Origin of the sequence: Streptomyces sp. NPDC046805 (assembly GCF_040645355.1) — a bacterium.
Taxonomy (GTDB): Bacteria; Actinomycetota; Actinomycetes; order Streptomycetales; family Streptomycetaceae; genus Streptomyces.
Map to the genome: position 1 here is coordinate 166,052 of NZ_JBEYYC010000009.1, position 26,024 is coordinate 192,075.

A 26,024-nucleotide genomic window follows, 5' to 3' on the forward strand; every position below is an offset into this window, starting at 1 on the left:
CGCAACAGCGCGCGCACGGCCCGGATGCACGTACTTCGTTCACACCCCGTGTGAAGGCGGACCCATTAATCTGACGGCACCGACGGCACCCATGCCACCCGGGGGCATTCCATGCAGCCCAACACTCTGCTCGACGCGATCCTGGACGAGGCCGGCATCTCGCACGCCGGACTCGCCGCCCACGTCAACCAGGCGGGCCGGGCACGAGGTCTCGCGCTCCGCTACGAACACACCGCCGTGGCACGCTGGTTGAAGGGCCAGCGGCCCCGCGGCCAGGTACCCGACCTGATCTGCGACGTGCTCGCCACCCGCCTGCAGCGGCCCGTCACGCTCGACGACATCGGGCTCGGTGTGCCCGGCGAGCCCTCCGCCCCGCACAGCACCTCGCTGTCCGGCTTCGTCGAGCGGGCCACCGCCCTGTGGCGCTCCGACGAACAGCAGCGCCCGCACATACTGGGAGCGCCCGCCGTCACCGGCACGCCCGCCGTGATGCCGGTGTGGGAGTGGGAGAACCCGCCCGAGGACGTGGACGTCTCCCGCGGCGGCCACCACCGGGTCACCCCGTCCGACCTGGAGATGCTGCGCGCCGCCCGCACCCACTACGAGCAGATGTACCGCAAGGCCGGCGGCATCGCGACCCGCACCCGCATCGTCGGCTTCCTCAACGCCGAAGCGGCCCCGCTGCTGCGCGGCAGCTACACCGACGAGACGGGCCGCCAACTGCACAGGGCCACGGGCGGGTTGGTGGCGATCGCCGGCATCTGCGCGTACGACTCCGACGCGCACGGCCTCGCCCAGCGCTACTTCCACCAGGCGCTCCGGCTCGCGAAGGCCAGCGGTGACCGGGGACTCGGGGCGTACGTGATCGCGCTGCTGGTCAACCAGGTGCTGTTCATGAAGGAGTACCGCCAGGCCGTCGCCTTCGCGGAGGCCGCGCTGCGTGCCGCCGGCAAGCACATCACCCCCGCCCTCGGCTCGGACCTGTACGCGATGCAGGCCAAGGCGTACGCGCACCTGGGCGACGGCACGAGCGCCCTGTCCTGCATCCGGCGTGCCGAGACCGCCGCCGAACGTATCCGGCGCGGCCACGAACCCGATGAGACCGGCTATGTCCAGCCGGGACTGGTCAACGTCCAGGTGGCCGAGGCGCTGCTCAGCCTGGGCGAGCTCGCGGCGGCGCGGGAGCATGCCGCAGCCGCCGTGGACAACCCGGCCCACGACCGGGGCCGCGTGCACCGGCTCGCCATGCTCAGCACGATCGAACTCCGCCAGGGCAACGCCGACAATGCGGTGGCCACGGCGGTGCAGATGGCCGAGCAGGCACGGGGAATGGAGTCCCAGCGGTTGCGCGACCGACTGCGCGCGGTGCGCGAACACCTGGTACGCAACGGTTGTGCCGGCACTGCCGAGGCCGCGGAACTCATCGACGGGGCACTGCGCGTACCGCTGTAGATCCGGGGTACGCGGTAGGCCTTGAGCGGTCGCTGCTGCGATATTGCCACTTACTCGGCGGAAGGTGGCAGAACCGTGCAGTGGACGAAACAGAACGAACAAACTGTGTATGAAAACCGCTGGTTCAGCGTCAATCTGGCGGATGTCGAGTTGCCGGACGGCCGGCATCTCGACCATTTCCTGATACGGCTGCGGCCCGTCGCGGTGGCCACGGTGGTCAACGAGGCGAACGAGGTCCTCCTGCTGTGGCGGCACCGCTTCATCACGGACAGCTGGGGCTGGGAACTGGCCGCGGGCGTCGTGGAGGACGGCGAGGACATCGTGTGCGCGGCCGCCAGGGAACTCGAGGAGGAGACCGGCTGGCGGCCGGGACCCCTGCACCATCTCATGAGCGTGGAGCCGTCCAACGGCCTCACCGACGCCCGGCACCACATCTACTGGGCCGACGAGGGTGAGTACGTCGGACATCCCGTGGACGACTTCGAATCGGACCGCCGGGAATGGGTCCCCCTCAAGCTCGTCCCCGACATGATCGCCCGTGGGGAGGTTCCGGCCGCCAACATGGCGGCTGCGTTACTCCTGCTGCACCACCTCAGGCTCGCCGACGGTTAGTGGGCCAGTGCCTGCCAGATCGTCACGACGAGTGCTCCCAGAGTCGTGAGCGCGGCGATCGAGGGCAGTGGCCAGCGTGTGTGTTCCAGCGAGACCATGCGGGAGTTCAGCGCGTCCAGTTCCTTCGCGGTCTCTTCGGTGCGGTGGCTGAGCAGGGCCAGGCCGCCCTCGACACGCGCGTACGCGACGTCGAGTCGGCGGCGTAACTCTGCGAGTTCTCCGTGAACCACGGGATGCTCCGGGTCGACGGTCACGGGTCCACTCCTTTCCGTAGTCGGATGGGACGGTCCGCATCCCTTTCATACGCATCAGGAGTCAACTCGCCTGGTGGACGCCTGGGGAGCGTGTGCGACGGGCATATGCGTGCCCGGCGCGCACACGGTGTGTGAAACAGATGGGCCCGGCACCGAAATTGGTGCCGGGCCCACGGGCGTAGCGGAGGGTAGTCAGCGTGCCGTCACGGGCGGAAAGCCGTCAGCGGAGAGCCGTCAGGCAAGAACCGTCAGTAGGTGTAGAAGCCCGATCCGGACTTGCGGCCGAGCCGGCCCGCCTCGACCATGCGCGCGAGCAGCGGGGGAGCGGCGTACAGCGGCTCCTTGTACTCCTCGTACATCGAGTTGGCGATGGAGGCCACGGTGTCCAGGCCGATCAGGTCGGCCAGCTTCAGCGGGCCCATCGGGTGGGCGCAGCCCATCTCCATGCCGTTGTCGATGTCCTCGCGGCTCGCGGTGCCGGACTCGAACATGCGGATCGCCGACAGCAGGTAGGGCACGAGCAGCGCGTTGACCACGAACCCGGAGCGGTCCTGGGCGCGGATGGCGTGCTTGCCGAGGATCTTCTCGGCGAAGAGCTGGGCGCGGCCGAGCGTGCCCTCGGACGTGGTGAGGGCCGGGATCAGCTCGACCAGCTGCTGCACCGGGGCCGGGTTGAAGAAGTGGATGCCGACGACGTGGTCCGGGCGCGAGGTGGCGACCGCGAGCTTCACCAGCGGGATGGAGGAGGTGTTGGAGGCAAGGATCGCGTCCGGCCGGGTCACCACCTGGTCGAGCACCTGGAAGATCTGCGTCTTCACCGCCTCGCTCTCGACGACGGCCTCGATCACCAGGTCGCGGTCCGCGAACTCGCCGAGGTCGGTGGTGAAGCTCAGCCGCGCCTGCGCGTCGTCCCGCTCCTCCTCGGAGATCTTGCCGCGCTCGGCCGCCTTGGCCAGGGAGTTGTACAGCCGGGTCCGGCCGATCTCCAGGGCCTCGCCGGTGGTCTCCGCGACTCTCACGTCCAGACCGGCGCGGGCGCACACCTCGGCGATGCCCGCTCCCATCTGGCCGCAGCCCACGACTCCGACGCGCGCAATATCCGAGCTACCCGTCACATCGTTCCCTTCGCTGTTCTCCTGCTGGCGGCAGGGCGCCTCCGGGTGCGCCTGCTCCGACCGTGCACGTTACCCCCAAGTATCGATGATCGATCGTGTGGGTGGGAGCATCCTTGGGTGCGGGACACGGTCCGTGAGGGTGCGGATCCGGAACGTATGGGGGTGCATGGATGGGACGAGTATCACGCCGGGCGTTGGTGATGGCCGCGCTGTCGACGCTGGCGCTGCCGCAGGGTGCGGCAGCCGCACCGCGGCTACGCGACGCCACCGGGAGGGCAGGCGCACCGTGGTGGCGCGCGGCCACCGAGATGCGGGGGATGTGGCTCGCGACGGTCGCCAACCGCGACTGGCCCTCGCGCTCGGGCCTGAGCGCGGCCCAGCAGCGCAAGGAGCTGATCGCCCACCTCGACCGGGCGGTCCGGGACCGGCTCAACACCGTGATCTTTCAGGTGCGGCCCACGGCGGACGCGCTGTGGCCCTCGCCGTACGAGCCCTGGTCGCAGTACCTCACCGGCACCCAGGGCAAGGCGCCCGGCTGGGACCCGCTGGGCACGGCCGTGACGGAGGCCCACGCACGGGGACTCCAGCTGCACGCCTGGTTCAACCCCTACCGCGTCTCCAACGACACCGACCTCACGAAGCTCGTCGCCTCCCACCCCGCCCGCAAGCATCCGGACTGGGTGGTGCGCTACGGCGGCAAGCTCTACTACAACCCGGGCCTGCCGGAGGTCCGCGCCTTCGTCCAGGACGCGATGCTCGACGCCGTGGAGCGCTACCCCGTCGACGCAGTCCACTTCGACGACTACTTCTACCCGTATCCGTTCGCCGGCCAGAGCTTCGACGACGACGCCGCGTTCGACCGGTACGGCGGCGACTTCGCGAACCGCGCGGCCTGGCGCCGTCACAACATCGACAGCCTGGTGCAGGAGGTCGCCGCCCGCGTCAAGAAGACCCGGCCCGGCACCCAGTTCGGGATCAGCCCGTTCGGGGTCTGGCGCAACCTCGCGAGCGACCCCCTCGGCTCGGACACCCGGGCGGGCGTGCAGACGTACGACGATCTGCACGCGGACACCCGTAAGTGGGTCCGCGAGCACTGGATCGACTACATCGTCCCGCAGGTGTACTGGCACATCGGCTACGACCTCGCCGACTACGCCAAGCTGGTGCGCTGGTGGTCGCAGACGGCGAAGGGCACACCGACCCGGTTGTACGTGGGTGAGGCGCTGTACAAGGCGGGCGCGGCGGGACAGCCCGCGGCCTGGCAGGACCCCGCCGAGCTGTCACGGCATCTCACGTTCGCCGCCGGATACCCGCAGGTGCGCGGGCACGTCTACTTCGCCGCCCGGGAGGTCGCACAGGACCCGATCGGGGCGATGGCGCGGGTGCTCGCCGACCACTACCAGAAGCCGGCGAACCCCCCGCGCTGATCTGCCGCTCGTAGGGCGCGGTCTACCGTTCGTAGGTTCGGGTTTCCACTTCCTCGTGTACGACCTGGCAGTCGGGGCCGGGGGACATCACGGCCTCGTGGCCGTCCTCGAAGCGGACGCGGTACGGCGGGCCGCCTTCGTGGCCCAGCACTTCGACGACTTCGGAGACATGGTCGTGTTGGCCGACAACCCTGCCGTGCTGGACCAGGTGGTCGCCCACGGATGCGCGCATCTCCAGGGCCTCCTTGCGATCGAGATCGTTGGGTGACGGCGATGCACACGAGCACGACGGCCGCGGTCGGTTCAAGCGCGACCGGCCTGGGTGCTCGCCCAGCAGCAGCACCGATGACACCAGTGTGTGCAGCGCCCGGTCCGACTGCAACCGGCTGGCCCCCGCCCGCCGCCCTCGGCTGTCGGCCCCGGCCATCTGATCGACACCGGCGCTCCGGTCCTGGGAGCATCCCGGCATGACTGATGCGACGGACCTGCCCGAGGGCTACGAGTTCTCCGCCGACCCCGACCGCGTCGACGTGGACCGGGTCCACCACTGGCTGTCGACCGACACGTACTGGGCGACCGGCCGGCCCCGCGAGAAGCACGACCGCGCGGCGGCCTCCTCGCTGAACTTCGGGGTGTACGAGACGGCCTCGGGCGAGCAGGTGGCCTACGCGCGCGTGGTCACCGACCGGGCGCTGTTCGCCTGGCTCGCCGACGTGTACGTCGACCCCGCGGTGCGCGGCAAGGGGGTGGGTACAGCGATGGTCCGAGCCGTCATCGAGCACCTGCGACCGTACGGTCTGACGCGCGTCCTGCTCGCCACGGACGACGCGCACGGGGTCTACGAGAAGCTGGGCTTCGGCCCGCTGGATCGGCCGGAGGAGTGGATGGTGCACCTCTACCGGTAAAGGTGCACACACACTCGGTGACGCGGTGGCGACACCTCTTGACCCGGATACGCGTGCGGCACACCATCACCGCATGCAACTTCGGGTCACGTTCGTTGCCGCGGCGCGCAGTTCCGCGCCGCTCGCCGAGCGTTTCGAGGATGACCGTCCGCTGGACCAGGCGGGCTGGGACGAGGTACAGCGCGTCGCGGGGGAGTTGCTGCCACTGGCGGCGGCCGAGCTGCGCTACTGCTCGCCGACGCCGCGCAGCCGTACGACCGGCGACGCCCTGGGATACGCCCCACTGGCCCAACTCGCCCTGAGGGAATGCGACATGGGCCGCTGGCGCGGATTCACGCTCGGCGAGGCGATGGCCCGGGAGCCGCAGGAGGTGGACGCCTGGCTCGCCGACCCGCGCGCCACACCGCACGGCGGCGAGTCGCTGCTGGCGTTCATATCCCGCGTCGGCGGCTGGCTCGACACCCGCCCCGCCGCCGACGGCGGCCACATCGTCGCCGTCGCCGAACCCTCCGTGATCCGCGCCGCCCTGGTCTACGCCCTGAAGGCGCCGCCCTCGACGTACTGGAACATCGACGTCCGCCCCCTGTCCACGAGCAGCGTCACCGGGTGGGCGGGCCGCTGGAACCTCCGCCTGGACAGCGCGTCGGATCAGCACTCACGCGCGTAGCCGGATCAGCACTCACGTGCGTAGTCGGTCGTGAGCAGCAGGTCCTTCGCGGGGCCGCCGACGCGCCACACGGACCGCCAGTGGTCGGCGTCCCGCACGGTGAACTCGCCCCGGTAGAGATCGGCGGCACAGGGATGATCGGTGACATACCGCCCGGACGTCAGATCCAGGTCGTGGAAGGGCCGCCCGTCGGCGAACCGGACGTCCGCGGTTCCGGGCCGGGCGCCCGGCAGGAACCGCAGCGTGCGCTCGGCGGGCCGGGCGACGCCCTGCCAGGTGAACATCCCCGACTCGCTGTACAGCAACCCCCCGTCGGGCGCGGGGCCGCCCTCGGTGCTCATGGGGCCGAAGGCCGCGACGCCCTCGAAGCGCCCCTCGTCGCCGCTCGCCAGGTCCAGCACGGTGCGCTCCACGCGCCAGCGCCCGGCCAGGTGGGCCAGCACGTCCGGCACGGGCCGGAACTCGTCGACGTACGGGGGTGGTGCATCCATGCCGTCGACCCTACGCCCGCGCATTCGGCCCCCGGTGACGCGCTCATGCCCCCTGGGTGCCGGCGGCGGGCGCGGGCGCGTCACCGAGCGGCAGCAGCCCGCGCTCGGCGAAGACCTTCTTCGCGGCCAGGGTCGCGTTCAGCGCCCGGGGAACGCCGGCGTAGACGGCGGAGTGCAGCAGGGCCTCGACGATCTGCTCCGGCGTGAGGCCGACGTTCAGGGCCGCGTTGACGTGGACGTCGAGCTCCAGCTCGCAGCCGCCCAGCGCGGTGAGTATGCCCAGAGTGACCAACTGGCGGTCGCGCGGGGCGAGTTCGGTGCGGTCGTACATCTCGCCGAAGGCCCAGGCGACGATCTGGTGGCCCAGCTCGGGGCTGACGTCGGCGAGCGAGTCGACGACCCGCTGCCCGGCCTCGCCGTCGACCCGCTTCAGGACCTCCAGGCCGTGGGTGAAACGCTCGTCACGGGTGGTGCTCTCGCTCATGCCGTCTCGTCCGTCCCCGGCTGCCGTTCGTCCAGCAGCCGTTCGTAGTGATGGATCTTGTCGTCCAGTGCGGTCGCGTTGCGCCTGAGCGCCCGGATCCGGTCGGCCAGTTCGGCGCGGTGCTCGCGCAGCAGCGCCAGCCGGTCGGGGTGACCGTGACATCCCCCTGGCTCCGCAGCTGTGCGAAGCGCTGCATGTCGGCGATCGACATGCCCGTCTCGCGCAGCCGCAGCAGGAACTCCAGCCACGCCAGGTCCGCCGCCCGGTAGCGGCGCTGGTTGCCGGCGGTCCGCCCGACCCGCTCGATCAGGCCGGCCTTCTCGTAGTAGCGCAGCGTGTCGTGCGAGAGTCCGGTGCGCTCGGCGACCTGGGCGATGGTCAGAGTGGGTTCGGTCAGAGTGGGTTCCCGGTCCTGCGGGAGGGGCTGTCCGCTGGTCATGACAGAAACGGTAGAACCTGGAGCGCGCTCCAGGTCAAGCGTGCTCGGCGATCGGTTCTCGAAGCGCCTCTGAGCTGCGCGAACGCTCGTCGGCCCGGACCGGTGCCACCGGCCTGGCGCATGCGTCGCGCATCGCCTTGCGGAGGCATGCGCGGTCCGCCTCTACTGCGAGATGCACAAGCGGCCGTACCTTCTGGTGAAGACGACCGACCCCTCCGGTGAAGACGATCCCCGCGGAACGGACGAAGGACCCCCTCCCCTGATGCGCAGCACCCCCACCCCCCGGATGTCCCGGCAGATCGCCACCTTCGTCGTGGTCGGCCTGATCAACACCGCCACGTACTACGCCCTTTACCTGCTGTTTCTGAGGTGGTGGCCCTATCTCGTCGCGCACGTCGTCGCGTATCTGCTCAGCATGACCGGTTCCTTCTTCCTGAACGCGCGCTTCACCTACCGGGTCCGGCCCACCCTGCGGAAGTTCCTGCTGTTCCCGCTGACCAATGCCGCCAACTTCCTGATCACCACGGCGGGCGTCTATGTGGCCGTCGACGTGCTGCACGCCGGGAGCCGCTTCGCCCCGCTGATGGCCTCGGCCGTGGCGATCCCGGTGACCTTCGTGGTGTCCCGCTGGATCATGCTGCCGGGCGCCGAGGCCGCATAGTCGTTGCATAAACGTGCAGCGGACCGTATAGTCATGCCATCTAGGAGGAGGGTGACATGGCGGTACGTGCGGCGGTGGCCGGAGCGAGCGGGTACGCGGGTGGCGAAGTCCTGCGCCTGCTCCTCGCGCACCCCGAGGTCGAGATCGGTGCCCTGACCGGCAACTCCAACGCAGGTCAGCGGCTCGGTGCGCTGCAGCCGCACCTGCTGCCGCTCGCCGAGCGGGTGCTGGACGAGACGACGGCCCAGGTCCTTGCCGGGCACGACGTCGTCTTCCTCGCGCTGCCGCACGGGCAGTCCGCCGCCGTCGCCGATCAGCTCGGGCCGGACGTCCTCGTCGTCGACATGGGCGCCGACTTCCGGCTGGAGGACGCCGCCGACTGGGAGCGGTTCTACGGCTCCCCGCACGCCGGGACCTGGCCCTACGGGCTGCCCGAACTGCCCGGCCGCCGCGCCGCGCTGGAGGGGGCCAAGCGCATCGCGGTGCCCGGCTGCTACCCGACCGCCGTCTCCCTCGCGCTCTTCCCGGCCTACGCCGCGGACCTCGCCGAACCCGAGGCCGTGATCGTCGCCGCCTCCGGCACCTCCGGCGCGGGCAAGGCGGCCAAGCCGCACCTGCTGGGCAGCGAGGTCATGGGGTCGATGACGCCGTACGGCGTCGGCGGGGCGCACCGGCACACCCCCGAGATGATCCAGAACCTCAGCGGGGCCGCCGGGAAGCGGGTCTCCGTCTCCTTCACGCCGACCCTCGCGCCGATGCCCCGCGGCATCCTCGCCACGTGCAGCGCGAAGGCGAAGGACGGAGTCACCGCCGAGTCCGTGCGCGCCGCCTACGAGAAGGCCTTCGCCGACGAGCCCTTCGTCCACCTCCTGCCCGAGGGGCAGTGGCCCGCCACCGCGTCCGTGTACGGCTCCAACGCCGTCCAGGTGCAGGTCGCCCACGACGCCGACGCGGGCCGCGTCATCGCGATCAGCGCCCTCGACAACCTGACCAAGGGCACCGCGGGCGGTGCCCTCCAGAGCATGAACATCGCCCTCGGACTCGACGAGACCACCGGGCTTTCCACGATCGGAGTCGCACCGTGAGCGTCACGGCCGCCAAGGGATTCCAGGCCGCGGGCATCGCCGCCGGGATCAAGGAGAACGGCAACCCGGACCTGGCCCTCGTGGTCAACACCGGGCCCCGCCGCGCCGCCGCCGGCGTCTTCACGTCCAACCGTGTGAAGGCCGCGCCCGTCCTGTGGTCCGAGCAGGTGCTCAAGGCCGGTCAGCTGTCGGCCGTCGTCCTCAACTCCGGTGGCGCCAACGCCTGTACGGGACCCAAGGGCTTCCAGGACACCCACGCCACCGCCGAGAAGGCCGCCGACGTCCTGGGCATCGGCGCCGCCGAGGTCGCCGTCTGCTCGACCGGGCTCATCGGCGTCACGCTGCCCATGGACAAGCTGCTGCCGGGCGTGGAGGCGGCCGCCGGCCGCCTGTCCGAGCACGGCGGTGAGAAGGCCGCCATCGCCATCAAGACCACCGACACCGTCCACAAGACGTCCGTCGTGGACCGGGACGGCTGGACCGTCGGCGGCATGGCCAAGGGCGCGGGCATGCTCGCCCCGGGCCTCGCCACCATGCTGGTCGTCCTCACCACCGATGCCGACGTCGACAGCGCCGTACTGGACAGGGCGCTGCGCGACGCCACCAAGGTCACCTTCGACCGCGTCGACTCCGACGGCTGCATGTCCACCAACGACACCGTGCTGCTGCTCGCCTCGGGAGCCTGCGAAGTCACCCCGGAGTACGAGGAGTTCGCCGAGGCCGTACGGGCCGTCTGCGACGACCTCGGGCAGCAGCTCATCCGGGACGCCGAGGGCGCCAGCAAGGACATCAAGGTCGAGGTGGTGGGCGCCGCGACCGAGGAGGACGCCGTCGAGGTGGGCCGCTCCATCGCCCGCAACAACCTCCTCAAGTGCGCGATCCACGGCGAGGACCCCAACTGGGGCCGCGTCCTGTCCGCCATCGGCACCACGAAGGCCGCCTTCGAGCCGGACGCGCTCAACGTCGCCATCAACGACGTCTGGGTGTGCAAGAACGGCGGCGTCGGAGAGGACCGCGACCTGGTCGACATGCGCTACCGCGAGGTGCACATCGTCGCCGACCTCGCCGCGGGCACCGAGACCGCCACCATCTGGACCAACGACCTCACCGCCGACTACGTCCACGAGAACAGCGCCTACTCGTCATGAGCACCACGCGTAAGCACACCGCCCTGCCCAAGGCCCAGACCCTCATCGAGGCGCTGCCCTGGCTGACCCGGCACCACGGGAAGACGGTCGTCATCAAGTTCGGCGGAAACGCCATGGTGGACGAGGAGTTGAAGGCCGCCTTCGCCCAGGACGTGGTCTTCCTGCGGCACGCGGGCCTGAGGCCCGTCGTCGTGCACGGCGGCGGCCCGCAGATCAGCGCCGCCCTCGACAAGCACGGCATCGCCAGCGAGTTCAAGGCGGGCCTCCGGGTCACCACCGAGGACGCCATGGACGTCGTGCGCATGGTGCTGGCCGGACAGGTCCAGCGCGAGCTGGTCGGGCTGCTCAACCAGCACGGCCCGTTCGCCGTCGGCCTCACCGGCGAGGACGCGCACACCATCAGTGCCACCAAGCACCGGCCGGAGATCGACGGTGAGTCGGTCGACATCGGGCGGGTGGGCGAGATCACCGAGATCGACACGGGCGCGATCGAGGCTCTGCTCGCCGACGGCCGTATCCCGGTCGTCTCCTCCATCGCCCGCAGTCAGGACGACGGGCATGTCTACAACGTCAATGCTGATACGGCGGCTGCGGCACTCGCTGCGGCACTGGGCGCCGAAACCCTCATGGTGCTCACCGATGTCGAGGGCCTTTACGAGGACTGGCCCCACAGCGACGAGGTGATCAGCCGCCTCACCGCTTCCCAACTGGAGAAGCTGCTGCCGGAGCTGTCCTCCGGCATGGTGCCGAAGATGGAGGGCTGCCTGCACGCGGTGCGGGGCGGCGTGAACACCGCCCGCGTCATCGACGGCCGGGTGCAGCACTCGATCCTGCTGGAGATCTTCACCGACGAGGGCATCGGCACGATGGTCGTGCCCGACGAGAAACCGGACGGACAGCCGTGCGAGCAGGGGGAGTTGTGAGCAACCGGGAACTGACCGCGCGGTGGCAGGGCGCGCTCATGGACAACTACGGCACCCCGCGGCTGCCCCTGGTGCGCGGCGCGGGCACGAAGCTGTGGGACGCCGACGGCACGGAGTACCTCGACTTCGTCGGCGGCATCGCGGTCAACGCGCTCGGCCACGCCCACCCGGCCGTCGTCGAGGCGGTCAGCGGGCAGATCGCCTCCCTCGGCCACGTCTCCAACCTCTTCATCGCCGAACCGCCCGTCGCCCTCGCCGAACGGCTCCTCCAGCTCTTCGGCCGCGACGGCAAGGTCTTCTTCTGCAACTCGGGAGCCGAGGCCGTCGAGGGCGCCTTCAAGATCGGCCGGCTCACCGGGCGCACCCACATGGTCGCCACCCAGGGCGGCTTCCACGGCCGGACGATGGGCGCCCTCGCGCTCACCGGCCAGCCCGGCAAGCAGGACCCGTTCCTGCCGCTGCCCGGCGACGTCACCCATGTGCCGTACGGCGACGCGCAGGCGCTGGCCGCCGCGGTGACGGAGGAGACGGCCCTGGTCGTCATCGAGCCGATCCAGGGCGAGAACGGCGTCGTCGTCCCGCCCCCCGGCTATCTGAAGGCGGCCCGCGCGATCACCGCCGCCACCGGCGCCCTCCTCGTCCTCGACGAGGTGCAGACCGGAGTCGGCCGGACCGGCAACTGGTTCGAGTACCAGGCCCACGAGGGCGTCCTGCCCGATGTCGTCACGCTCGCCAAGGGCCTCGGCGGCGGGCTGCCGCTGGGCGCCACGGTGGCCTTCGGCCGTGCCGCGCAGCTGCTCCGGCCGGGGCAGCACGGTACGACCTTCGGCGGCAACCCGGTCGCCTGCGCCGCCGGACTCGCCGTACTCGACACGATCGAGAACGAGGGGCTGCTGGAGAACGTCAAGCGGCAGAGCGCGACGCTGCGGGACGGAATCGAGGCACTGGACCACCCGTTGATCGCCCATGTCCGGGGCGCGGGCCTCCTCCTGGGTATCGTGCTCACCGAGCCGCTCGCACCGCAGGTGCAGCAGGCGGCTCAGGAGGCCGGCCTTCTGGTGAACGCGCCCGCTCCCGACGTCGTACGGCTCATGCCGCCGCTGACGCTCGGCGAGGACGAGGCGGAGGCGTTCGTCCGGGCGCTGCCCGGCATCCTCGACGCAGCCCGCGGGGAAGGACGATCCGGAGAATGAGACGACGATGAGCCAGGCGCAAGGCCACGAGCAGGAGCAGGCCGGGGGACCCGCGGTCCCGCAGACCCGCACCGCACGCCACCGACGGATCGTGGACATCCTCAACCGGCAGCCGGTGCGCTCGCAGAGCCAGCTGGCGAAGCTCCTCGCCGACGACGGGCTGACCGTCACCCAGGCGACGCTCTCCCGGGATCTCGACGAGCTGAACGCGGTGAAGATCCGCAACAACGACGGCGACCTCATCTACGCGGTGCCGAGCGAGGGCGGTTTCCGCACGCCTCGCGCTCCGCTGGGGGAGTCGGCGAAGGAAGAGCGGATGCGGCGGCTGTCGCAGGAGCTGCTGATCTCGGCGGAGGCCTCCGCCAACCTCGTGGTGCTGCGGACGCCTCCGGGGGCCGCGCAGTTCCTGGCCTCGGCCATCGACCAGGCGGAACTGCAGGACATCCTCGGCACGATCGCGGGTGACGACACGCTGCTGCTGATCAGCCGGGACCCGTCCGGCGGGCAGGCGCTGGCCGACCACTTGCTGCGGCTGGCGCAGAACGGCCACTGAGCGGCTCCGCCGGGAGTGGGGCTCGTCGCGCCCCCGGGTGGGTCGGTGCTGACCTTGCTCACCCGAGTCGGGAGGCCAGACCTCCCGTGCAGCGCACCTCGTCGCCCGCCGTGATCAGCAGCGCCTCGACGTCCGGCAGCGCCTCCAGCCAGGCCAGCCCGGCCCGCGCCCCCATCGCGAACGCGGCCGTGGCCCAGCAGTCCACCCAGGTCAGCCGGGGGCCGACCACGGTGACCGCCACGAGGTCCGTCACCGCCGATCTGCCGGTGCGCGGGTCGACGATGTGGGCGCCGCGCTCGGCCGTACCGGACGTGGCCACCGCCAGCTCGGCCGCCCCGGCCGCCGAGACCACCGCCGCGAGTCCGGCGGGGCGCAGGGGGTCCGCCACCCCGACCCGCCACGGGCGGTGCGGCTCGGGGGCGCCGATCATCTGGACGTCCCCGCCGCCGTTCACGCTCACCCCGCTCACGCCGACCGCCGCGATCCGGCGCGCGGCCCGCTCGGCGGCCCAGCCCTTGACGATCCCGGTCGGGTCGAGCCGGCCCTGATACGTCGGGCTGAACCACCCGTCGCTCAGCCGCTCCGCCTCGGCCGCCAGGTCGAGCACCTCGGCGACCTCGGGATCGCAGGTGCCCACGGTCAGTTCGCCCCGGGCCAGCCGGGACAGCTGGCTGTCCTCGCGGTAGGTGCTGAAGACCTCGTCGGCCCGGTGCAGCCCGGTGATCGCCTCGGCGAGGGCCGCCCGCACCGCACGGGGCTCGCCGCCCCGCACGTCGAAGGAGAAGACGGTCCCCATGACCTCCTCCGCGTGACGGACCACGCCGGGAGCCTGCGCCGACTCCGCCACGGCCTCAGCCACGGGCCCGGTCGAGCGCGGACTGCAGGGACCGCTTGTAGCCGGTGCTGGTGTAGGTGGCCCCGGACACGGAGTCGATGTGCGCGTTCCCGGCCGCCACGGCCTCCTGGTCGAGCCGGGGCACCGCCACCGCGGTCTTCTGGCCGCTGGTCCCGCCCTTCGGCACCTGCACCGCCTCCGCCCTGGTGACCTTGCCGCCGTCGACCGTGACCCGCACCTGGACCGGCCCGTACAGGGTCTTGGCGACATCGCCGGTGACGGTGCGGGGGCCGCTCCGGGCGCCCGCGGACGAGGACGACGAAGCAGGCGCGGAAGGCGGGGTGGACGTTTTGGCCTCGGTCTTCATCCGGTCCAGTGCCGACTGGAGCGACTGCTTGTAGCCGGTGCTGGTGTAGGTGGCCCCGGAGACGGAGTCGATGCGCGCGCTCTGCGCGGCCACCGTCTCCCGGTTGAGCCTGGGCACCGCCAGCGCGGTCTTCCGGTCGCTGGTGCCGCCCTTGGGCGCCAGAACCGTCTCGGCCTTGGTGACCTTGCCGTTGTGGATGGTCAGCCGTACCTGCACGGCCCCGTACTGGGTCTGGGCCACGTCACCGGTGACCGTGCCGGCGCCGGGGGCCCGCGTCCCGCCCTGCGGCGACTCCTGCCCCGCCGCGCTGTGCTGGGGCGCCGCGCCCGCCGCCGACGCGGACGCCGGATCCGAGGCCGGCTTCAGCGACAGCAGCAGGACGACACCGGACACGGTGGCGGCGGTGGCCAGCACGACGCGCCGAACCGGGTGGCTCTTCCTCATCTCGACCGATCTCCTGACGTCCCGTGTTGTCCCGTGAGTTCCCGTCGCTCACATCTCGAACGACTCGTGATGGATACGGCGGGCGGGGACCCCCGCGCCGCGCAGTGCCTCGTACACCGACTGCGCGAAGCCGGGCGGCCCGCACATGAAGACGTCGTGGCGGTCGATGTCCGGGATCTTCCGCTGGAGGCTCTCCGCCGAGATGTCCGGCCGCTCGCCGTCCGGGCTGTTCACCGCGTACATCAGCCGGGCGCCCCGCTCCTCGGCGATCGAGGACAGCTCGTCCCACAGGGCCAGATCCTGGGTGGTGTTGGCCCGGTAGAGCAGGGTCAGGTCACCGGCCGCGCCCGGCAGCGTCTCGAACAGCGCGCGCATCGGCGTGATGCCGACGCCGCCCGCGACCAGCAGCACCTTGCCGCGGCTGCGCCGGGCCGCGGTCAGGGCGCCGTACGGCCCCTCGGCCCACACCCTGGTGCCGTGGCGCAGCTCGCGCAGCCGGCTGCTGTGGTCGCCGAGTTCCTTCACCGTGATGCGGAGCGTCTCGGGGCGGGGCGCCGCCGACAGGGAGTACGGGTGCGAGCTGAACCGCATGCCCGGGGCCAGGAACCGCCACCGGAAGAACTGCCCGGCCTCCGCGCCCATCCGGTGCAGCTTCCGCCCGCTGATCAGCACCGACACGATGCCCGGCGTCTCCTCGATCACCGCCTCGACCCGCATCCGGTGGCGCAGGTTGAGCCGGATCGGGGTGAGGATCCGGTACCAGATCAGCAGCGCGGTCACGGTGCCGTAGAGGCCGTACCAGAAGGTCTTCGCGGCGGGTTCGGCGGCGAAGTCGTTGCCGGTGGTGATCTGGTGCCAGAACGTCAGAAACACCGCCGCGTACGTCATCAGATGGACGTGGTACCAGGTGTCGTACGGCATCCTGCGGCGCACCGCGCCGATCGACACCAGCCCGATGAGCATCAGCAGACCGGTGCCGACGGCGGCCTTGCCCATGTCCGGCAGTTGGTCGACGGAGTCGACGGTCTGCCGGACGATGTCGCCGAGCGACCTGCCGGCCTGGAGCGCGTAGCCCCACATGGTGAGGAAGACGTGCGCGATGACGAGACAGAGCGTGTAACGGCCGGTCATCGCGTGCCAGCGCGCCACCCGGTCCGAGCCCACGCGCCGCTCCAGGGCGGGCACGCGGGCCATCTGGAGCACGACCAGCGCCATGAGGTAGCCGGCCAGCAGCCCGGTGATCCGGCCCGCGTTCAGGATCCTGCCGGTGTCGTCAGCGATGGACGGCGTGTTGTGCCACCACAGCCAGAGCACCCCGGCCGCGCCCGCCCACACGGCGAGCAGCAGCGGGACGGCGGGGGAGCGGCGCGGGCGGATGCGGCGCATCGTCTGACGGCGGGCGGCACGTCCGCCTGCGAGCGTGGTGGTCACGGTTCCTCCGTGGGGACGGGACCCTTGCGCCGACAGATACGTGCCGCGCATGCCGAGTGTTCAGCGGTCCGCGGAGTGGAGTGCGGTCGAGTCGAGTGCGGACTGGAGTGATCTGCGGTAACCGCCGCTGGTGTACGAGGCTCCCGACACCGCGTCGATCCGCGCGCTCTGCGCGGCCAGCGCCTCCTGCCGCAGCTGGGGGAGGGCGTAGCGGCTGAGTGCCCGGTCCCGCGGGTTCTCGTCCGGGGAGCTGACCGCCGCGACGTCGGTGAGCCTGCCGCCCGCCACGGTGACGCGCACCTGGACGGGGCCGTACCGGGTCTGGATCCGGTCGCCGGTGACGGTCCTGGTGTGGGCGGTGGCCGGCCCGGACGGCGCGGGCTGCGGTGCGCTCACCGCCGTCGCCGGGCTCTCGTGCGGCTTCAGCGCCAGCAGCAGCACCGTCCCGGAGACGGTGGCGGCGGTGGCCAGCAGGATGCGGCGCAGGGGGCGGTCCTTGTTCAGGGCGTGCACGCCGGCCTCACAACTCTCTGGATTCTCACGGCTCTTGGGGCTCTCACAGCTCGAACGACTCGTGGTGGACGCGACGGTCCGGCACACCGGCCATGCGCAGCGTCGCGTACACGTCCTGGGCGAAGCCCTGCGGACCGCACAGGTACACGTCGTACGCCGCGAGTCCGGGGAAGGTCGCGCGCAGCCAGTCGGCGGTGATGCTCGGGCGCTGTCCCTGCGGCCCGTTGAGCGCGTAGAGGACACGTGCCCCGCGCCACTGCGCGACGGACTCCAACTCGTCGGCGAGGGCGAGGTCTTCGGCCGTGCGCGCCCGGTAGATCAGCGTGACCTCGCCGGGCAGCGTCTCGAACAGGGCCCGCAGCGGGGTGATGCCGACGCCGCCCGCGATCAGCAGGGACCGGTGGCCGCCGGCCCGGTCGGCGGTCAGGGAGCCGTACGGGCCCTCCGCCCACACCCGGGTGCCCGGCCGCAGCCGCGCCACGGCCGCGCTGTGGTCGCCGAGCGCCTTGACCGTGATGCGCAGCAGGTCCGGGCGCGGCGGCGCGGACAGGGAGTACGGCGTCGACGTCCAGCTCATGCCGGGGGCGAGGAACCGCCAGCGGAAGAACTGCCCGGGACGCGCCCCCAGTTCGTCCAGCCGCCGTCCGCGCACGACGACCGAGTACACGCCCGGTGCCTCCTGGTGCACGGACTCCACCCGCAACCGGTGGCGCCGGTTGAGTCGCACCGGCCGCAGGATCCGGAACCAGAGCACCAGGGCCGCGACCCCCAGATACAGGACGTACCAGGCGCCGGTGGCGACCGTGTTGCCGACGAAGTCGCCGCCCAGCCCCACCTGGTGGCCGAAGGCGAGGAAGACCGCGGCGTAGGTGAGGAGGTGGACGTAGTACCAGAACTCGTGGCTGACCCGGCGGCGCACGGCCCGCGCCGAGACGACGCCGACCGCGAGGAGGACGCCCGTGCCGGCGATGGCCTTGAGCATGTCGGGAAGGTGGACGACCGCGAGCGCCTCGGCGATGAGCGGGGTGCGGTCCTGGACGGCGTACCCGGCGAGGATCAGCGCCATGTGCGCGAGCAGCAGGCACACCGTGTACCGGCCCGCCCGCGCATGCCAGCGCGCCACCCGGTCGGAGCCGATGCGCACCTCCAGCAGCGGGACGCGTGCCATCAGTCCCACGAGCACCGCGCAGGTGTACCCGCACAGCAGCCCGGCGATCCGCCCGGCCCCGGTCAGCCAGCCCGCCGCGCCGACCACCGCGTCGGTGTCCGCCCACCACCACGCGATCACGGCCGCGGCTCCGGCCCACAGCACGGCGAGCACGGGGCCCGCCGGCGAGCGCCGCGGTGCCGACGTCCCGGGCGGGGCCGTACGCCGCTCGTCCACGGTGGTCATGAGTGCGTCCCTTCTTCCGCGAGGTAGGCCACTGTGCTGGGTGAACTTCTGAGCGACCTCTGAGTGGGGTCCGTGCGGAGCCCACTCAGAGGAAACTCACAGCTCCCGGCGCCCCCGGCCGCCCGGGCGAGGGGCGATGCTGGAAGGCGCGATGAACACGACCCGCTCCGGCCGCCCCGCTCTCACCCGCCCCGACGGCACCCCGCTGCGCGTGCTCGTCGTCGACGACGACCCCGACCTCGCGGAGGTGCTCACCGGCGCCCTGCGCTACGAGGGCTGGGAGGTGCGCGCGGCCGGGGACGGCGCCGGCGCGGTGGCCGCCGCCCGCGCGCTGCTGCCCGACGCCGTCGTCCTCGACGTGATGCTCCCCGACACCGACGGCTTCGCCGTGCTGCGCGAGCTGCACGGCGTGCAGCCGGAGGTCTGTGTGCTCTTCCTCACCGCGCGCGACGCCGTCGAGGACCGCATCGCGGGCATCACCGCGGGCGGCGACGACTACGTCACCAAGCCGTTCAGCCTGGAGGAGGTCGTGGCCCGGCTGCGCGGACTGCTGCGCCGCGCGGGCATGGCCCGGCAGCTGGACGAGGGGCCGCGGCTGGTCGTCGGCGACCTGGTCATGGACGAGGACGCCCGCGAGGTGACGCGGGCCGGCGCGCTGATCGAGCTGTCGCCGACCGAGTTCGAGCTGCTGCGCTTCCTGATGAGCAACCCGCGGCTCGTGCTCAGCAAGGCCCAGATCCTCGACCAGGTGTGGTCGTACGACTTCGGCGGCCGGGCCCATGTGGTCGAGCTGTACATCTCGTACCTGCGCAAGAAGGTGGACGCGGGCCGCGAACCCATGATCCACACGGTGCGCGGGGCCGGATACGTGCTCAAGCCGGTGGCCCGGTGAGGGCCGCGCTGCGCGGGCTCGCCCGCCCGCTGCGGCGGCTGCCCCACCCGCGGACCCTGCGCGCCCGGCTCACCGTGGGCCTGGTGGTGCTGCTGGCGCTGAGCTGCGCGGCCGTCGGGGTGGCCGCGGTGGTGGAGCTCGACGGCTTCCTCACCCAGCGCCTCGACGAGCAGCTCGCCCAGGTCGGCACCCGGTTCCCGGCCAGCCTGGAACACGGCGGACGGCTGCCGGACGACCACGACGGCGACGAGCACGGCGACACGCGTCGGCAGGCCACCGGGACCTTCGGCGCCCGTCTGGTGAACGGCACGGTCACCAACAAGGGGCTGGTCCGCTCCGGCGACATCGCGGCGAACCTGAGCGTCCGCCTCACCGCCAGGGACGGCAGGCGGCTCGCCGAGGTGCCGCTCGACGGCCGGGCCCACACCGTCGGGCTCTCCTCGCTGCACGACTACCGGATGGTCGCGTCCCGCGGCATCGACGGGGACGTGCTGATCGTCGGGTTGCCGCTGGAGCCCGTGCAGGCCACGGTGCACCGCCTGGAACTGGTCGCCGCGTGCGTCTTCGGACTGGCCCTCGCCGCCGCCGGTGTGGCCGGTGCCGTGTGGGTGCGCTGGTCGCTGCGGCCGCTGAGCCGGGTCGCCGCGACCGCCACCCGGGTCAGCGAACTCCCGCTGGCCAGCGGCGAGGTGGCGCTGCCGCCCCGGGCGCCGGAGTCCGACCCGCGCGGCGAGGTGGGCCGGGTGGCGGCCGCCTTCAACCGCATGCTCGGCCATGTCGAGGACGCGCTGACCAAGCGGCACGCCAGTGAGGAGCGGCTGCGCGGCTTCGCCGCCGACGCCAGCCACGAGCTGCGCACGCCGGTCGCCTCGGTGCGCGGCCACGCGGAACTCGCCCTGCTGCACCCGGGGCCGGTACCGGCGGAGGTCACCCGCGCCCTGGAGCGCATCGCCGCCGAGTCGTCCCGCATGGGGGTGATGGTGGACGAGATGCTGCTCCTGGCCCGGCTGGACGCGGGACGTCCCCTGGAGCGCCGGCCCGTCGACCTCACCCGCCTCGTCCTGGACGCCGTCACCGACGCCCGCGCCGCCGGGCCCGGCCACCGCTGGACGCTGGAGCTGCCCGAGGAGCCGGTGACGGTGACCGGCGACGCCCATCGCCTCCAACAGGTGTTGGCCAACCTGTTGGCCAACGCGCGTTTGCACACGCCCGTGGGCACGAAGGTGACGGTGTCCCTGGAGACCGAGGGCGAGACGGTACGCCTCGGCGTCCACGACGACGGGCCGGGTGTCCCCGCGGACGTACGGCCCGGCGTCTTCGAGCGCTTCACCCGGGCCGAACACCGCCGCCGCACCGACTCCGTCGTCGGCGGGGGCGGGGCCGGGCTGGGCCTGTCGATCGTGGCGGCGGTGGTGGAGGCGCACGGCGGAGACGTGGGGCTGGAGAGCCGGGCAGGGGCGACCACGTTCACGGTGCGGCTGCCCGGGAGCGACGTCAGTAGCGCGTGATCGCCGTCGTCCCGCTCTCCGTGCCGATCGCGATGTGCGGCTTCGCCGCCGGGTCGGCCCACTGGAGGATACGGCGCATCGCGTCCTGCGGTACCGACACACAACCGGCCGTCGCCGCCTTCCCGTTGACGTGCAGGAAGATCCCGGCGCCCCGCCCTCGCACCGGAGTGCGGTAGTTGAAGCCGATGACGAGCGCGTGGGCGTACTGCGTCGTGTAGGTGACCAGGTGCTCGGACTCGGCGGCGCGGCAGTCGGCCGGGCGGGGTTCGGTCCACCGGTTGTAGGAGCGGGAGGCGGTGTCCTGGCACCACCACGAGTCCTGGTGCACCGGCCGGTACGGGACGTGCGTGCCGGTGGGCGCCGGCTGGATGCCGAAGGCGAACGGCAGGTCGTACAGGCCGGCCGGTGTCGTGTTCGTGCCCTGCTTGCGTGTCGTGCCCTCGACGAGGCCCTTCGCGCCGAAGCGTGCCGGTGCCGTACCGGCCTGCTTCCACTGCCCGCCCCTCAGGTCCCACCAGGTGACGGTGCCCGAGGTCGCGTCGGAGCGAGGCGCCTGAGCGGTGATGAGCTGGGTGCCGCCGCCGGTGTCGGCCAGCCGGGCGGGCAGCGGCGGCGGGCCGGCCGCGGGCGCGGCGCCGAGCACGAGAAGGGACGCGGACACGAGGGTGGCGACGACACCGAAGCGCATGGCTCAGACGGTAGACGGCGGGAGCGGCAACGGCAGCCCGGGTAGGCCATCCAGGCTGGTCGCCACGTGTTCCTTCCGCTGGAAGTACGCGCTCAGCGAGGCGTCGTCCTCGCGCGCGAAGCGCCTGCCGTGCAGATCGCGGTCCGTGTCGTACGCCATGAAGGGCACCGCGTAGCCGCAGGTGTCCCGGACGAGTTCGGCGTGGACGACGATGATCGCGCGCAGGCCGTGCGAGGCCGGGTCGATGTCCTCGAAGTGCGTGAGCAGTTCGGCGTAGCGCGGGTCGTCGCGGAAGACCGGCTCGCCGCGTCCGTGCACCCGCACGATGTTGGGCGGGCCCTGGAACGCGCACCACATCAGGGTGATCCGGCCGTTCTCCCGGAGATGGGCGATCGTCTCCGCGTTGGACCCGGCGAAGTCGAGGTAGGCGACGGTGCGCTCGTCGAGCACCGCGAAGGAGCCCCTGAGACCCTTGGGGGAGAGATTGACCGTGCCGTCGCCGGAGAGGGGTGCGGTCGCCGTGAAGAAGAGCGGCTGCTCTTCGATGAAGGAACGGAGCCTGCCGTCTATGCACTCGTAGGTCTTTCCCATCTCCGGACATTACCGTGCAACCTTTCGGCTGCCCAAGGGTCTGCCGCCGCATCTCACCGGCCGGACAACCGGGCGATTGACGAATCATGCAGAGTTCTGCATACTCATGCATAGGAGCGAATGCACGTGAGGAGAAACCCGTGACCGAGCGCGTCGTACTCGCCTACTCGGGCGGTCTGGACACCTCCGTCGCCATCGGCTGGATCGCCGAGGAGACGGGCGCCGAGGTCATCGCCGTCGCGGTCGATGTCGGACAGGGCGGCGAGGACCTGGACGTCATCCGCAAGCGCGCCCTCGCGTGCGGGGCCGTCGAGGCCGAAGTGGCCGACGCCAAGGATGAGTTCGCCGACGAGTACTGCCTCCCGGCGATCAAGGCCAACGCTCTCTACATGGATCGTTATCCGCTGGTTTCGGCCCTCTCCCGGCCGACGATCGTCAAACACCTCGTCGCCGCCGCCCGCAAGCACGGCGCCACCACGGTCGCCCACGGCTGCACCGGAAAGGGCAACGACCAGGTCCGCTTCGAGGCCGGCATCGTCGCCCTCGCCCCCGACCTGAAGTGCATCGCCCCGGTCCGTGACTACGCCATGACCCGGGACAAGGCGATCGCCTTCTGCGAGGCGAAGAAGCTCCCGATCGCCACCACCAAGAAATCCCCGTACTCCATCGACCAGAACGTCTTCGGGCGGGCCGTCGAGACGGGCTTCCTGGAGGACATCTGGAACGCCCCGATCGAGGACATCTACGAGTACACCGAGAACCCGGCCGCCCCGCGCGACCCCGACGAGGTGATCATCACCTTCAAGGAAGGCGTCCCCGTCGCCGTCGACGGCAGGCCCGTCACGGTCCTGCAGGCCATTCAGCAGCTCAACGAGCGTGCCGGCGCCCAGGGCATCGGCCGGATCGACATGGTCGAGGACCGGCTCGTGGGCATCAAGTCCCGTGAGGTGTACGAGGCTCCGGGCGCGATCGCGCTGATCACCGCCCACCAGGAGCTGGAGGCCATCACCGTCGAGCGCGAACTCGCCCGCTACAAGCGGCAGGTGGAGCAGCGCTGGGGCGAACTGGTCTACGACGGCCAGTGGTTCTCCCCGCTCAAGCGCGCCCTGGAGGGCTTCATCGACGAAGCGAACCAGCACGTCAACGGCGACATCCGGATGACCCTGCACGGCGGCCGCGCGGTCGTCACCGGCCGGCGCTCCGAGTCGTCGCTGTACGACTTCAACCTCGCCACCTACGACACGGGCGACACGTTCGACCAGGCCGCGGCCAAGGGCTTCATCGACATCTACGGCCTGTCGTCGAAGATCGCGGCCAAGCGGGACCTCGCGTAAGTAGCCTCGCGCGTACGACAGCCGCCTCCTCGCCGCCTGTGGTGAGGAGGCGGCGGCACACGACCGGACTTTGAGGAGCAGAGCAAGTGAGCAGCAACAGCGGTGACGTACGGCTCTGGGGCGGCCGTTTCGCCGACGGTCCCGCCGAAGCCCTGGCCAAGCTGTCCGCATCCGTCCACTTCGACTGGCGGCTCGCGCCGTACGACATCGCCGGTTCGCGTGCCCACGCGCGCGTGCTGCACAAGGCGGGCCTGCTCACGGACGACGAACTCCAGCGCATGCTCGCCGGGCTCGACCGGCTGGAGGCGGACGTGGCGGACGGCTCCTTCGTCGGCACCATCGCCGACGAGGACGTCCACACGGCCCTCGAACGCGGCCTCCTGGAGCGCCTCGGCCCCGACCTCGGCGGCAAGCTGCGGGCCGGACGCTCCCGCAACGACCAGGTGGCGACCCTCTTCCGCATGTACCTGCGCGACCACGCCCGGATCATCGGCGGCCTGATCGCCGACCTCCAGGATGCGCTGATCGGCCTCGCCGAGGCCCATCCGGACGTGGCGATGCCCGGCCGCACCCACCTCCAGCACGCCCAGCCGGTGCTCTTCGCCCACCACGTCCTCGCGCACGTCCAGTCCCTGTCCCGGGACGCGGAGCGGCTGCGCCAGTGGGACGAGCGGACGGCCGTGTCGCCGTACGGCTCGGGCGCGCTCGCGGGCTCCTCCCTCGGCCTGGACCCGGAGGCGGTCGCCGCGGACCTCGGCTTCGAGCACGGCAGCGTCGGCAACTCCATCGACGGCACGGCCTCCCGGGACTTCGTCGCCGAGTTCGCCTTCATCACCGCGATGATCGGGGTCGACCTCTCCCGGATCGCCGAGGAGATCATCATCTGGAACACGAAGGAGTTCTCCTTCGTGACGCTGCACGACGCGTTCTCCACCGGCTCGTCGATCATGCCGCAGAAGAAGAACCCGGACATCGCGGAGCTGGCGCGCGGCAAGTCGGGCCGTCTGATCGGCAACCTGACGGGCCTGCTGGCCACCCTGAAGGCGCTGCCCCTCGCCTACAACCGCGACCTCCAGGAGGACAAGGAGCCGGTCTTCGACTCCTGCGACCAGCTGGAGGTCCTGCTCCCCGCCTTCACCGGCATGATCGCCACTCTCACGGTCCACCGCGAGCGCATGGAGGAACTGGCCCCGGCCGGCTTCTCCCTCGCCACCGACATCGCCGAGTGGCTGGTCAAGCAGGGCGTGCCCTTCCGGGTCGCGCACGAGGTCGCCGGCGAGTGCGTGAAGGTCGCCGAGGCCGAGGGCAAGGAGTTGGACGGCCTTACGGACGAGCAGTTCGCGAAGATCTCCGCCCACCTGACTCCCGAGGTCCGGTCCGTCCTCAACGTCCCCGGCGCCCTGGCCTCCCGCAGCGGCCGTGGCGGTACGGCGCCGAGCGCGGTCGCCGTCCAACTGGCCGAGGTCAAGGCGGACGTGGCCGCACAGCAAGCTTGGGCGGACGCCAAGAAGAAGTAGGCGCTGGGCATCGCGGGTCGGGTTTCGGGTGGGCATCGCGGGTTAGTTTGGTCGTGCGTCCGCCGATCGAACGGAGCCCGCGATGCCCTTCGCCCGTCTTGCCTCCGCAACGACGCCGACCTGTCATATCGGCCTGGGCCTGGCCGCCGTCGGCCGCCCCGGCTACATCAACCTCGGCCGGGACCGCGACCTCCCGCAGGACCGCAGCGTCGACGCCCTGCGCGCCCGTACGCACGAACTCCTCGACGCCGCCTACGCCCAGGGCGTCCGCTACATCGACGCCGCACGCTCCTACGGCCGCTCGGAGGAGTTCCTCGCCGACTGGCTGACGGCGCGCCCGGACATCGACGACATCGTCGTCGGCAGCAAGTGGGGCTACACCTACACCGCCGACTGGTCCATCGACGCCGAGCGGCACGAGGTCAAGGACCACGCCCTCGCCACCTACGAGCGCCAGCGCGCCGAGACCGACGCGCTGCTCGGCGCCCGGCTCGACCTCTACCAGATCCACTCGGTGACCCCGGACAGCCCGGCCCTCACCGACAAGGAACTGCACGCCAAGCTGGCCGAGGCCGCCGCCGAGGGCCTGACGATCGGCTTCTCCACCAGCGGCCCGGCCCAGGCCGACGCCATCCGCGCCGCCCTCGCCGTGACCGTCGACGGCGAACCTCTCTTCCGTACCGTCCAGTCGACGTACAACGCCCTCGAGACCTCGGCCGGACCCGCCCTCGCCGAGGCGCACGACGCCGGGCTCACCGTGATCGTCAAGGAGGGCATGGCCAACGGGCGGCTCGCCGAGCCGTACGCGCCGGACGCGCTGAAGGCCGTCGCCGCCGAGACGTCGCTCGGCTGTGACGCGGTCGCCCTCGCCCTCGTCCTGCGCCGGCCGTGGGCCGGGGTGGTCCTGTCCGGTGCCGCGACCGTTCCCCAGCTCGCGTCCAACCTGCACGCGGCGGTCGTCGACCTCGACGAGGACCAGCTGGCCCGTCTCGAGACCCTCGTCGAGGAGCCGAACGCGTACTGGGAGCGGCGCGGAGAACTGCCCTGGCACTGACGGAAACCCCACTGAGCAGTGCATATGATGCACATACGCCTTAGGTGA

Annotated in this window: 29 protein-coding genes; 16 read left to right on the forward strand and 13 right to left on the reverse strand. The window is 71.6% G+C overall.

Annotated features, from left to right (window positions below):
* Positions 1–111 precede the first annotated feature (111 nt).
* Positions 112–1,452, forward strand: coding sequence for a transcriptional regulator (locus tag ABZ910_RS12690; RefSeq protein WP_361362682.1), 1,341 nt, complete (start codon positions 112–114; stop codon positions 1,450–1,452).
* Between the two features lie 75 nt (positions 1,453–1,527).
* Complete coding sequence (locus tag ABZ910_RS12695) at positions 1,528–2,064, forward strand: NUDIX hydrolase (RefSeq protein WP_361362685.1); 537 nt, start codon at positions 1,528–1,530, stop codon at positions 2,062–2,064.
* Here the strand turns inward: ABZ910_RS12695 and ABZ910_RS12700 are convergent.
* On the reverse strand, positions 2,061–2,318 hold the full coding sequence (locus ABZ910_RS12700) for a hypothetical protein (RefSeq protein ID WP_361362688.1): 258 nt from the start codon (positions 2,316–2,318) through the stop codon (positions 2,061–2,063). The genes ABZ910_RS12695 and ABZ910_RS12700 overlap by 4 nt on opposite strands.
* Before the next feature lie 248 nt (positions 2,319–2,566).
* The gene (locus tag ABZ910_RS12705) at positions 2,567–3,433 is read right to left on the reverse strand and encodes a 3-hydroxybutyryl-CoA dehydrogenase (protein ID WP_361362691.1); all 867 of its coding nucleotides are present in this window, start codon (positions 3,431–3,433) and stop codon (positions 2,567–2,569) included.
* Positions 3,434–3,603: 170 nt separating this feature from the next.
* Between ABZ910_RS12705 and ABZ910_RS12710 the strand changes: the two genes are divergently transcribed.
* Positions 3,604–4,860, forward strand: a complete 1,257-nt coding sequence (locus tag ABZ910_RS12710) for a family 10 glycosylhydrolase (protein WP_361362694.1) — start codon at positions 3,604–3,606, stop codon at positions 4,858–4,860.
* Between the two features lie 22 nt (positions 4,861–4,882).
* Here ABZ910_RS12710 and ABZ910_RS12715 read toward each other — a convergent pair whose 3' ends face one another.
* Positions 4,883–5,092, reverse strand: a complete 210-nt coding sequence (locus tag ABZ910_RS12715) for a DUF1918 domain-containing protein (protein ID WP_361362697.1) — start codon at positions 5,090–5,092, stop codon at positions 4,883–4,885.
* A 235-nt stretch (positions 5,093–5,327) separates the two neighbouring features.
* On the opposite strand from ABZ910_RS12715, the gene ABZ910_RS12720 reads away from it, so the two are divergent.
* On the forward strand, positions 5,328–5,765 hold the full coding sequence (locus ABZ910_RS12720) for a GNAT family N-acetyltransferase (protein WP_361362700.1): 438 nt from the start codon (positions 5,328–5,330) through the stop codon (positions 5,763–5,765).
* 73 nt (positions 5,766–5,838) lie between these two features.
* Positions 5,839–6,432: a histidine phosphatase family protein gene (locus ABZ910_RS12725; protein ID WP_361362703.1), complete on the forward strand. Its 594-nt coding sequence runs from the start codon at positions 5,839–5,841 to the stop codon at positions 6,430–6,432.
* Positions 6,433–6,437: 5 nt separating this feature from the next.
* Here the strand turns inward: ABZ910_RS12725 and ABZ910_RS12730 are convergent, their stop codons facing one another.
* Genes ABZ910_RS12730 through ABZ910_RS12740 form a run of 3 tightly spaced genes read right to left on the reverse strand, consistent with a single transcriptional unit; the run spans position 6,438 to position 7,846 of the window.
* Positions 6,438–6,923 carry a DUF6314 family protein gene (locus ABZ910_RS12730; RefSeq protein ID WP_361362706.1) on the reverse strand — a complete coding sequence of 162 codons (486 nt, stop codon included), beginning with the start codon at positions 6,921–6,923 and terminating at the stop codon, positions 6,438–6,440.
* A 43-nt stretch (positions 6,924–6,966) separates the two neighbouring features.
* Positions 6,967–7,407: a carboxymuconolactone decarboxylase family protein gene (locus ABZ910_RS12735; RefSeq protein WP_361362708.1), complete on the reverse strand. Its 441-nt coding sequence runs from the start codon at positions 7,405–7,407 to the stop codon at positions 6,967–6,969.
* Positions 7,385–7,846, reverse strand: coding sequence for a MerR family transcriptional regulator (locus ABZ910_RS12740; protein WP_361362711.1), 462 nt, complete (start codon positions 7,844–7,846; stop codon positions 7,385–7,387). Before ABZ910_RS12740 ends, ABZ910_RS12735 begins: the two co-directional genes overlap by 23 nt.
* A 262-nt stretch (positions 7,847–8,108) precedes the next feature.
* Between ABZ910_RS12740 and ABZ910_RS12745 the strand changes: the two genes are divergently transcribed.
* Genes ABZ910_RS12745 through ABZ910_RS12770 form a run of 6 tightly spaced genes read left to right on the forward strand, consistent with a single transcriptional unit; the run spans position 8,109 to position 13,409 of the window.
* Complete coding sequence (locus tag ABZ910_RS12745; RefSeq protein ID WP_361362714.1) at positions 8,109–8,507, forward strand: GtrA family protein; 399 nt, start codon at positions 8,109–8,111, stop codon at positions 8,505–8,507.
* Between the two features lie 56 nt (positions 8,508–8,563).
* Positions 8,564–9,592 (forward strand): N-acetyl-gamma-glutamyl-phosphate reductase, encoded by a 1,029-nt coding sequence (gene argC / locus ABZ910_RS12750; protein ID WP_361362716.1) that lies wholly within the window; start codon positions 8,564–8,566, stop codon positions 9,590–9,592.
* The gene (gene argJ / locus ABZ910_RS12755; protein WP_361362719.1) at positions 9,589–10,740 is read left to right on the forward strand and encodes a bifunctional glutamate N-acetyltransferase/amino-acid acetyltransferase ArgJ; all 1,152 of its coding nucleotides are present in this window, start codon (positions 9,589–9,591) and stop codon (positions 10,738–10,740) included. The genes argC and argJ overlap by 4 nt, the downstream gene beginning before the upstream one ends.
* The gene (gene argB / locus ABZ910_RS12760) at positions 10,737–11,663 is read left to right on the forward strand and encodes an acetylglutamate kinase (RefSeq protein ID WP_361362722.1); all 927 of its coding nucleotides are present in this window, start codon (positions 10,737–10,739) and stop codon (positions 11,661–11,663) included. Before argJ ends, argB begins: the two co-directional genes overlap by 4 nt.
* Entirely contained in the window at positions 11,660–12,856 is a 1,197-nt protein-coding gene (locus ABZ910_RS12765; RefSeq protein ID WP_361362725.1) for an acetylornithine transaminase, read from the forward strand. The genes argB and ABZ910_RS12765 overlap by 4 nt, the downstream gene beginning before the upstream one ends.
* Positions 12,857–12,863: 7 nt before the next feature.
* Positions 12,864–13,409: an arginine repressor gene (locus ABZ910_RS12770; RefSeq protein ID WP_361362728.1), complete on the forward strand. Its 546-nt coding sequence runs from the start codon at positions 12,864–12,866 to the stop codon at positions 13,407–13,409.
* Positions 13,410–13,467: 58 nt separating this feature from the next.
* On the opposite strand, the gene ABZ910_RS12775 is transcribed toward ABZ910_RS12770, so the two are convergent.
* The 5 genes from ABZ910_RS12775 to ABZ910_RS12795 are packed head-to-tail and all read right to left on the reverse strand — an operon-like array spanning position 13,468 to position 18,392.
* Positions 13,468–14,268 carry an FAD:protein FMN transferase gene (locus tag ABZ910_RS12775; RefSeq protein ID WP_361362731.1) on the reverse strand — a complete coding sequence of 267 codons (801 nt, stop codon included), beginning with the start codon at positions 14,266–14,268 and terminating at the stop codon, positions 13,468–13,470.
* Positions 14,261–15,055 carry an FMN-binding protein gene (locus ABZ910_RS12780; protein WP_361362734.1) on the reverse strand — a complete coding sequence of 265 codons (795 nt, stop codon included), beginning with the start codon at positions 15,053–15,055 and terminating at the stop codon, positions 14,261–14,263. Before ABZ910_RS12780 ends, ABZ910_RS12775 begins: the two co-directional genes overlap by 8 nt.
* Before the next feature lie 48 nt (positions 15,056–15,103).
* On the reverse strand, positions 15,104–16,486 hold the full coding sequence (locus ABZ910_RS12785) for a ferredoxin reductase family protein (RefSeq protein ID WP_361362737.1): 1,383 nt from the start codon (positions 16,484–16,486) through the stop codon (positions 15,104–15,106).
* A gap of 60 nt (positions 16,487–16,546) precedes the next feature.
* The gene (locus tag ABZ910_RS12790) at positions 16,547–16,999 is read right to left on the reverse strand and encodes an FMN-binding protein (RefSeq protein ID WP_361362740.1); all 453 of its coding nucleotides are present in this window, start codon (positions 16,997–16,999) and stop codon (positions 16,547–16,549) included.
* A 43-nt stretch (positions 17,000–17,042) separates the two neighbouring features.
* Positions 17,043–18,392: a ferredoxin reductase family protein gene (locus ABZ910_RS12795; RefSeq protein WP_361362743.1), complete on the reverse strand. Its 1,350-nt coding sequence runs from the start codon at positions 18,390–18,392 to the stop codon at positions 17,043–17,045.
* 151 nt (positions 18,393–18,543) lie between these two features.
* On the opposite strand from ABZ910_RS12795, the gene ABZ910_RS12800 reads away from it, so the two are divergent.
* Together ABZ910_RS12800 and ABZ910_RS12805 are read left to right on the forward strand one after the other, a co-directional pair.
* A complete protein-coding gene (locus ABZ910_RS12800) occupies positions 18,544–19,284 on the forward strand; it encodes a response regulator transcription factor (RefSeq protein ID WP_361362746.1) in 741 nt (246 codons plus the stop codon).
* The gene (locus ABZ910_RS12805) at positions 19,281–20,792 is read left to right on the forward strand and encodes a HAMP domain-containing sensor histidine kinase (protein ID WP_361362749.1); all 1,512 of its coding nucleotides are present in this window, start codon (positions 19,281–19,283) and stop codon (positions 20,790–20,792) included. The genes ABZ910_RS12800 and ABZ910_RS12805 overlap by 4 nt, the downstream gene beginning before the upstream one ends.
* Here the strand turns inward: ABZ910_RS12805 and ABZ910_RS12810 are convergent.
* Both ABZ910_RS12810 and ABZ910_RS12815 read right to left on the reverse strand, forming a co-directional pair.
* The gene (locus ABZ910_RS12810; protein ID WP_361362752.1) at positions 20,779–21,480 is read right to left on the reverse strand and encodes a L,D-transpeptidase family protein; all 702 of its coding nucleotides are present in this window, start codon (positions 21,478–21,480) and stop codon (positions 20,779–20,781) included. The two genes, ABZ910_RS12805 and ABZ910_RS12810, sit on opposite strands and share 14 nt — an antisense overlap.
* Positions 21,481–21,483: 3 nt before the next feature.
* Positions 21,484–22,071, reverse strand: a complete 588-nt coding sequence (locus ABZ910_RS12815; protein WP_361362755.1) for a pyridoxamine 5'-phosphate oxidase family protein — start codon at positions 22,069–22,071, stop codon at positions 21,484–21,486.
* A 140-nt stretch (positions 22,072–22,211) separates the two neighbouring features.
* Here ABZ910_RS12815 and ABZ910_RS12820 point away from each other — a divergent pair, with 140 nt between their 5' ends.
* From ABZ910_RS12820 to ABZ910_RS12830, 3 genes are all read left to right on the forward strand, one after another.
* On the forward strand, positions 22,212–23,405 hold the full coding sequence (locus tag ABZ910_RS12820) for an argininosuccinate synthase (RefSeq protein WP_361362758.1): 1,194 nt from the start codon (positions 22,212–22,214) through the stop codon (positions 23,403–23,405).
* Between the two features lie 86 nt (positions 23,406–23,491).
* On the forward strand, positions 23,492–24,922 hold the full coding sequence (gene argH / locus ABZ910_RS12825) for an argininosuccinate lyase (protein ID WP_361362761.1): 1,431 nt from the start codon (positions 23,492–23,494) through the stop codon (positions 24,920–24,922).
* A gap of 82 nt (positions 24,923–25,004) precedes the next feature.
* A complete protein-coding gene (locus tag ABZ910_RS12830) occupies positions 25,005–25,976 on the forward strand; it encodes an aldo/keto reductase (RefSeq protein ID WP_361362764.1) in 972 nt (323 codons plus the stop codon).
* Positions 25,977–26,024: the final 48 nt, after the last annotated feature.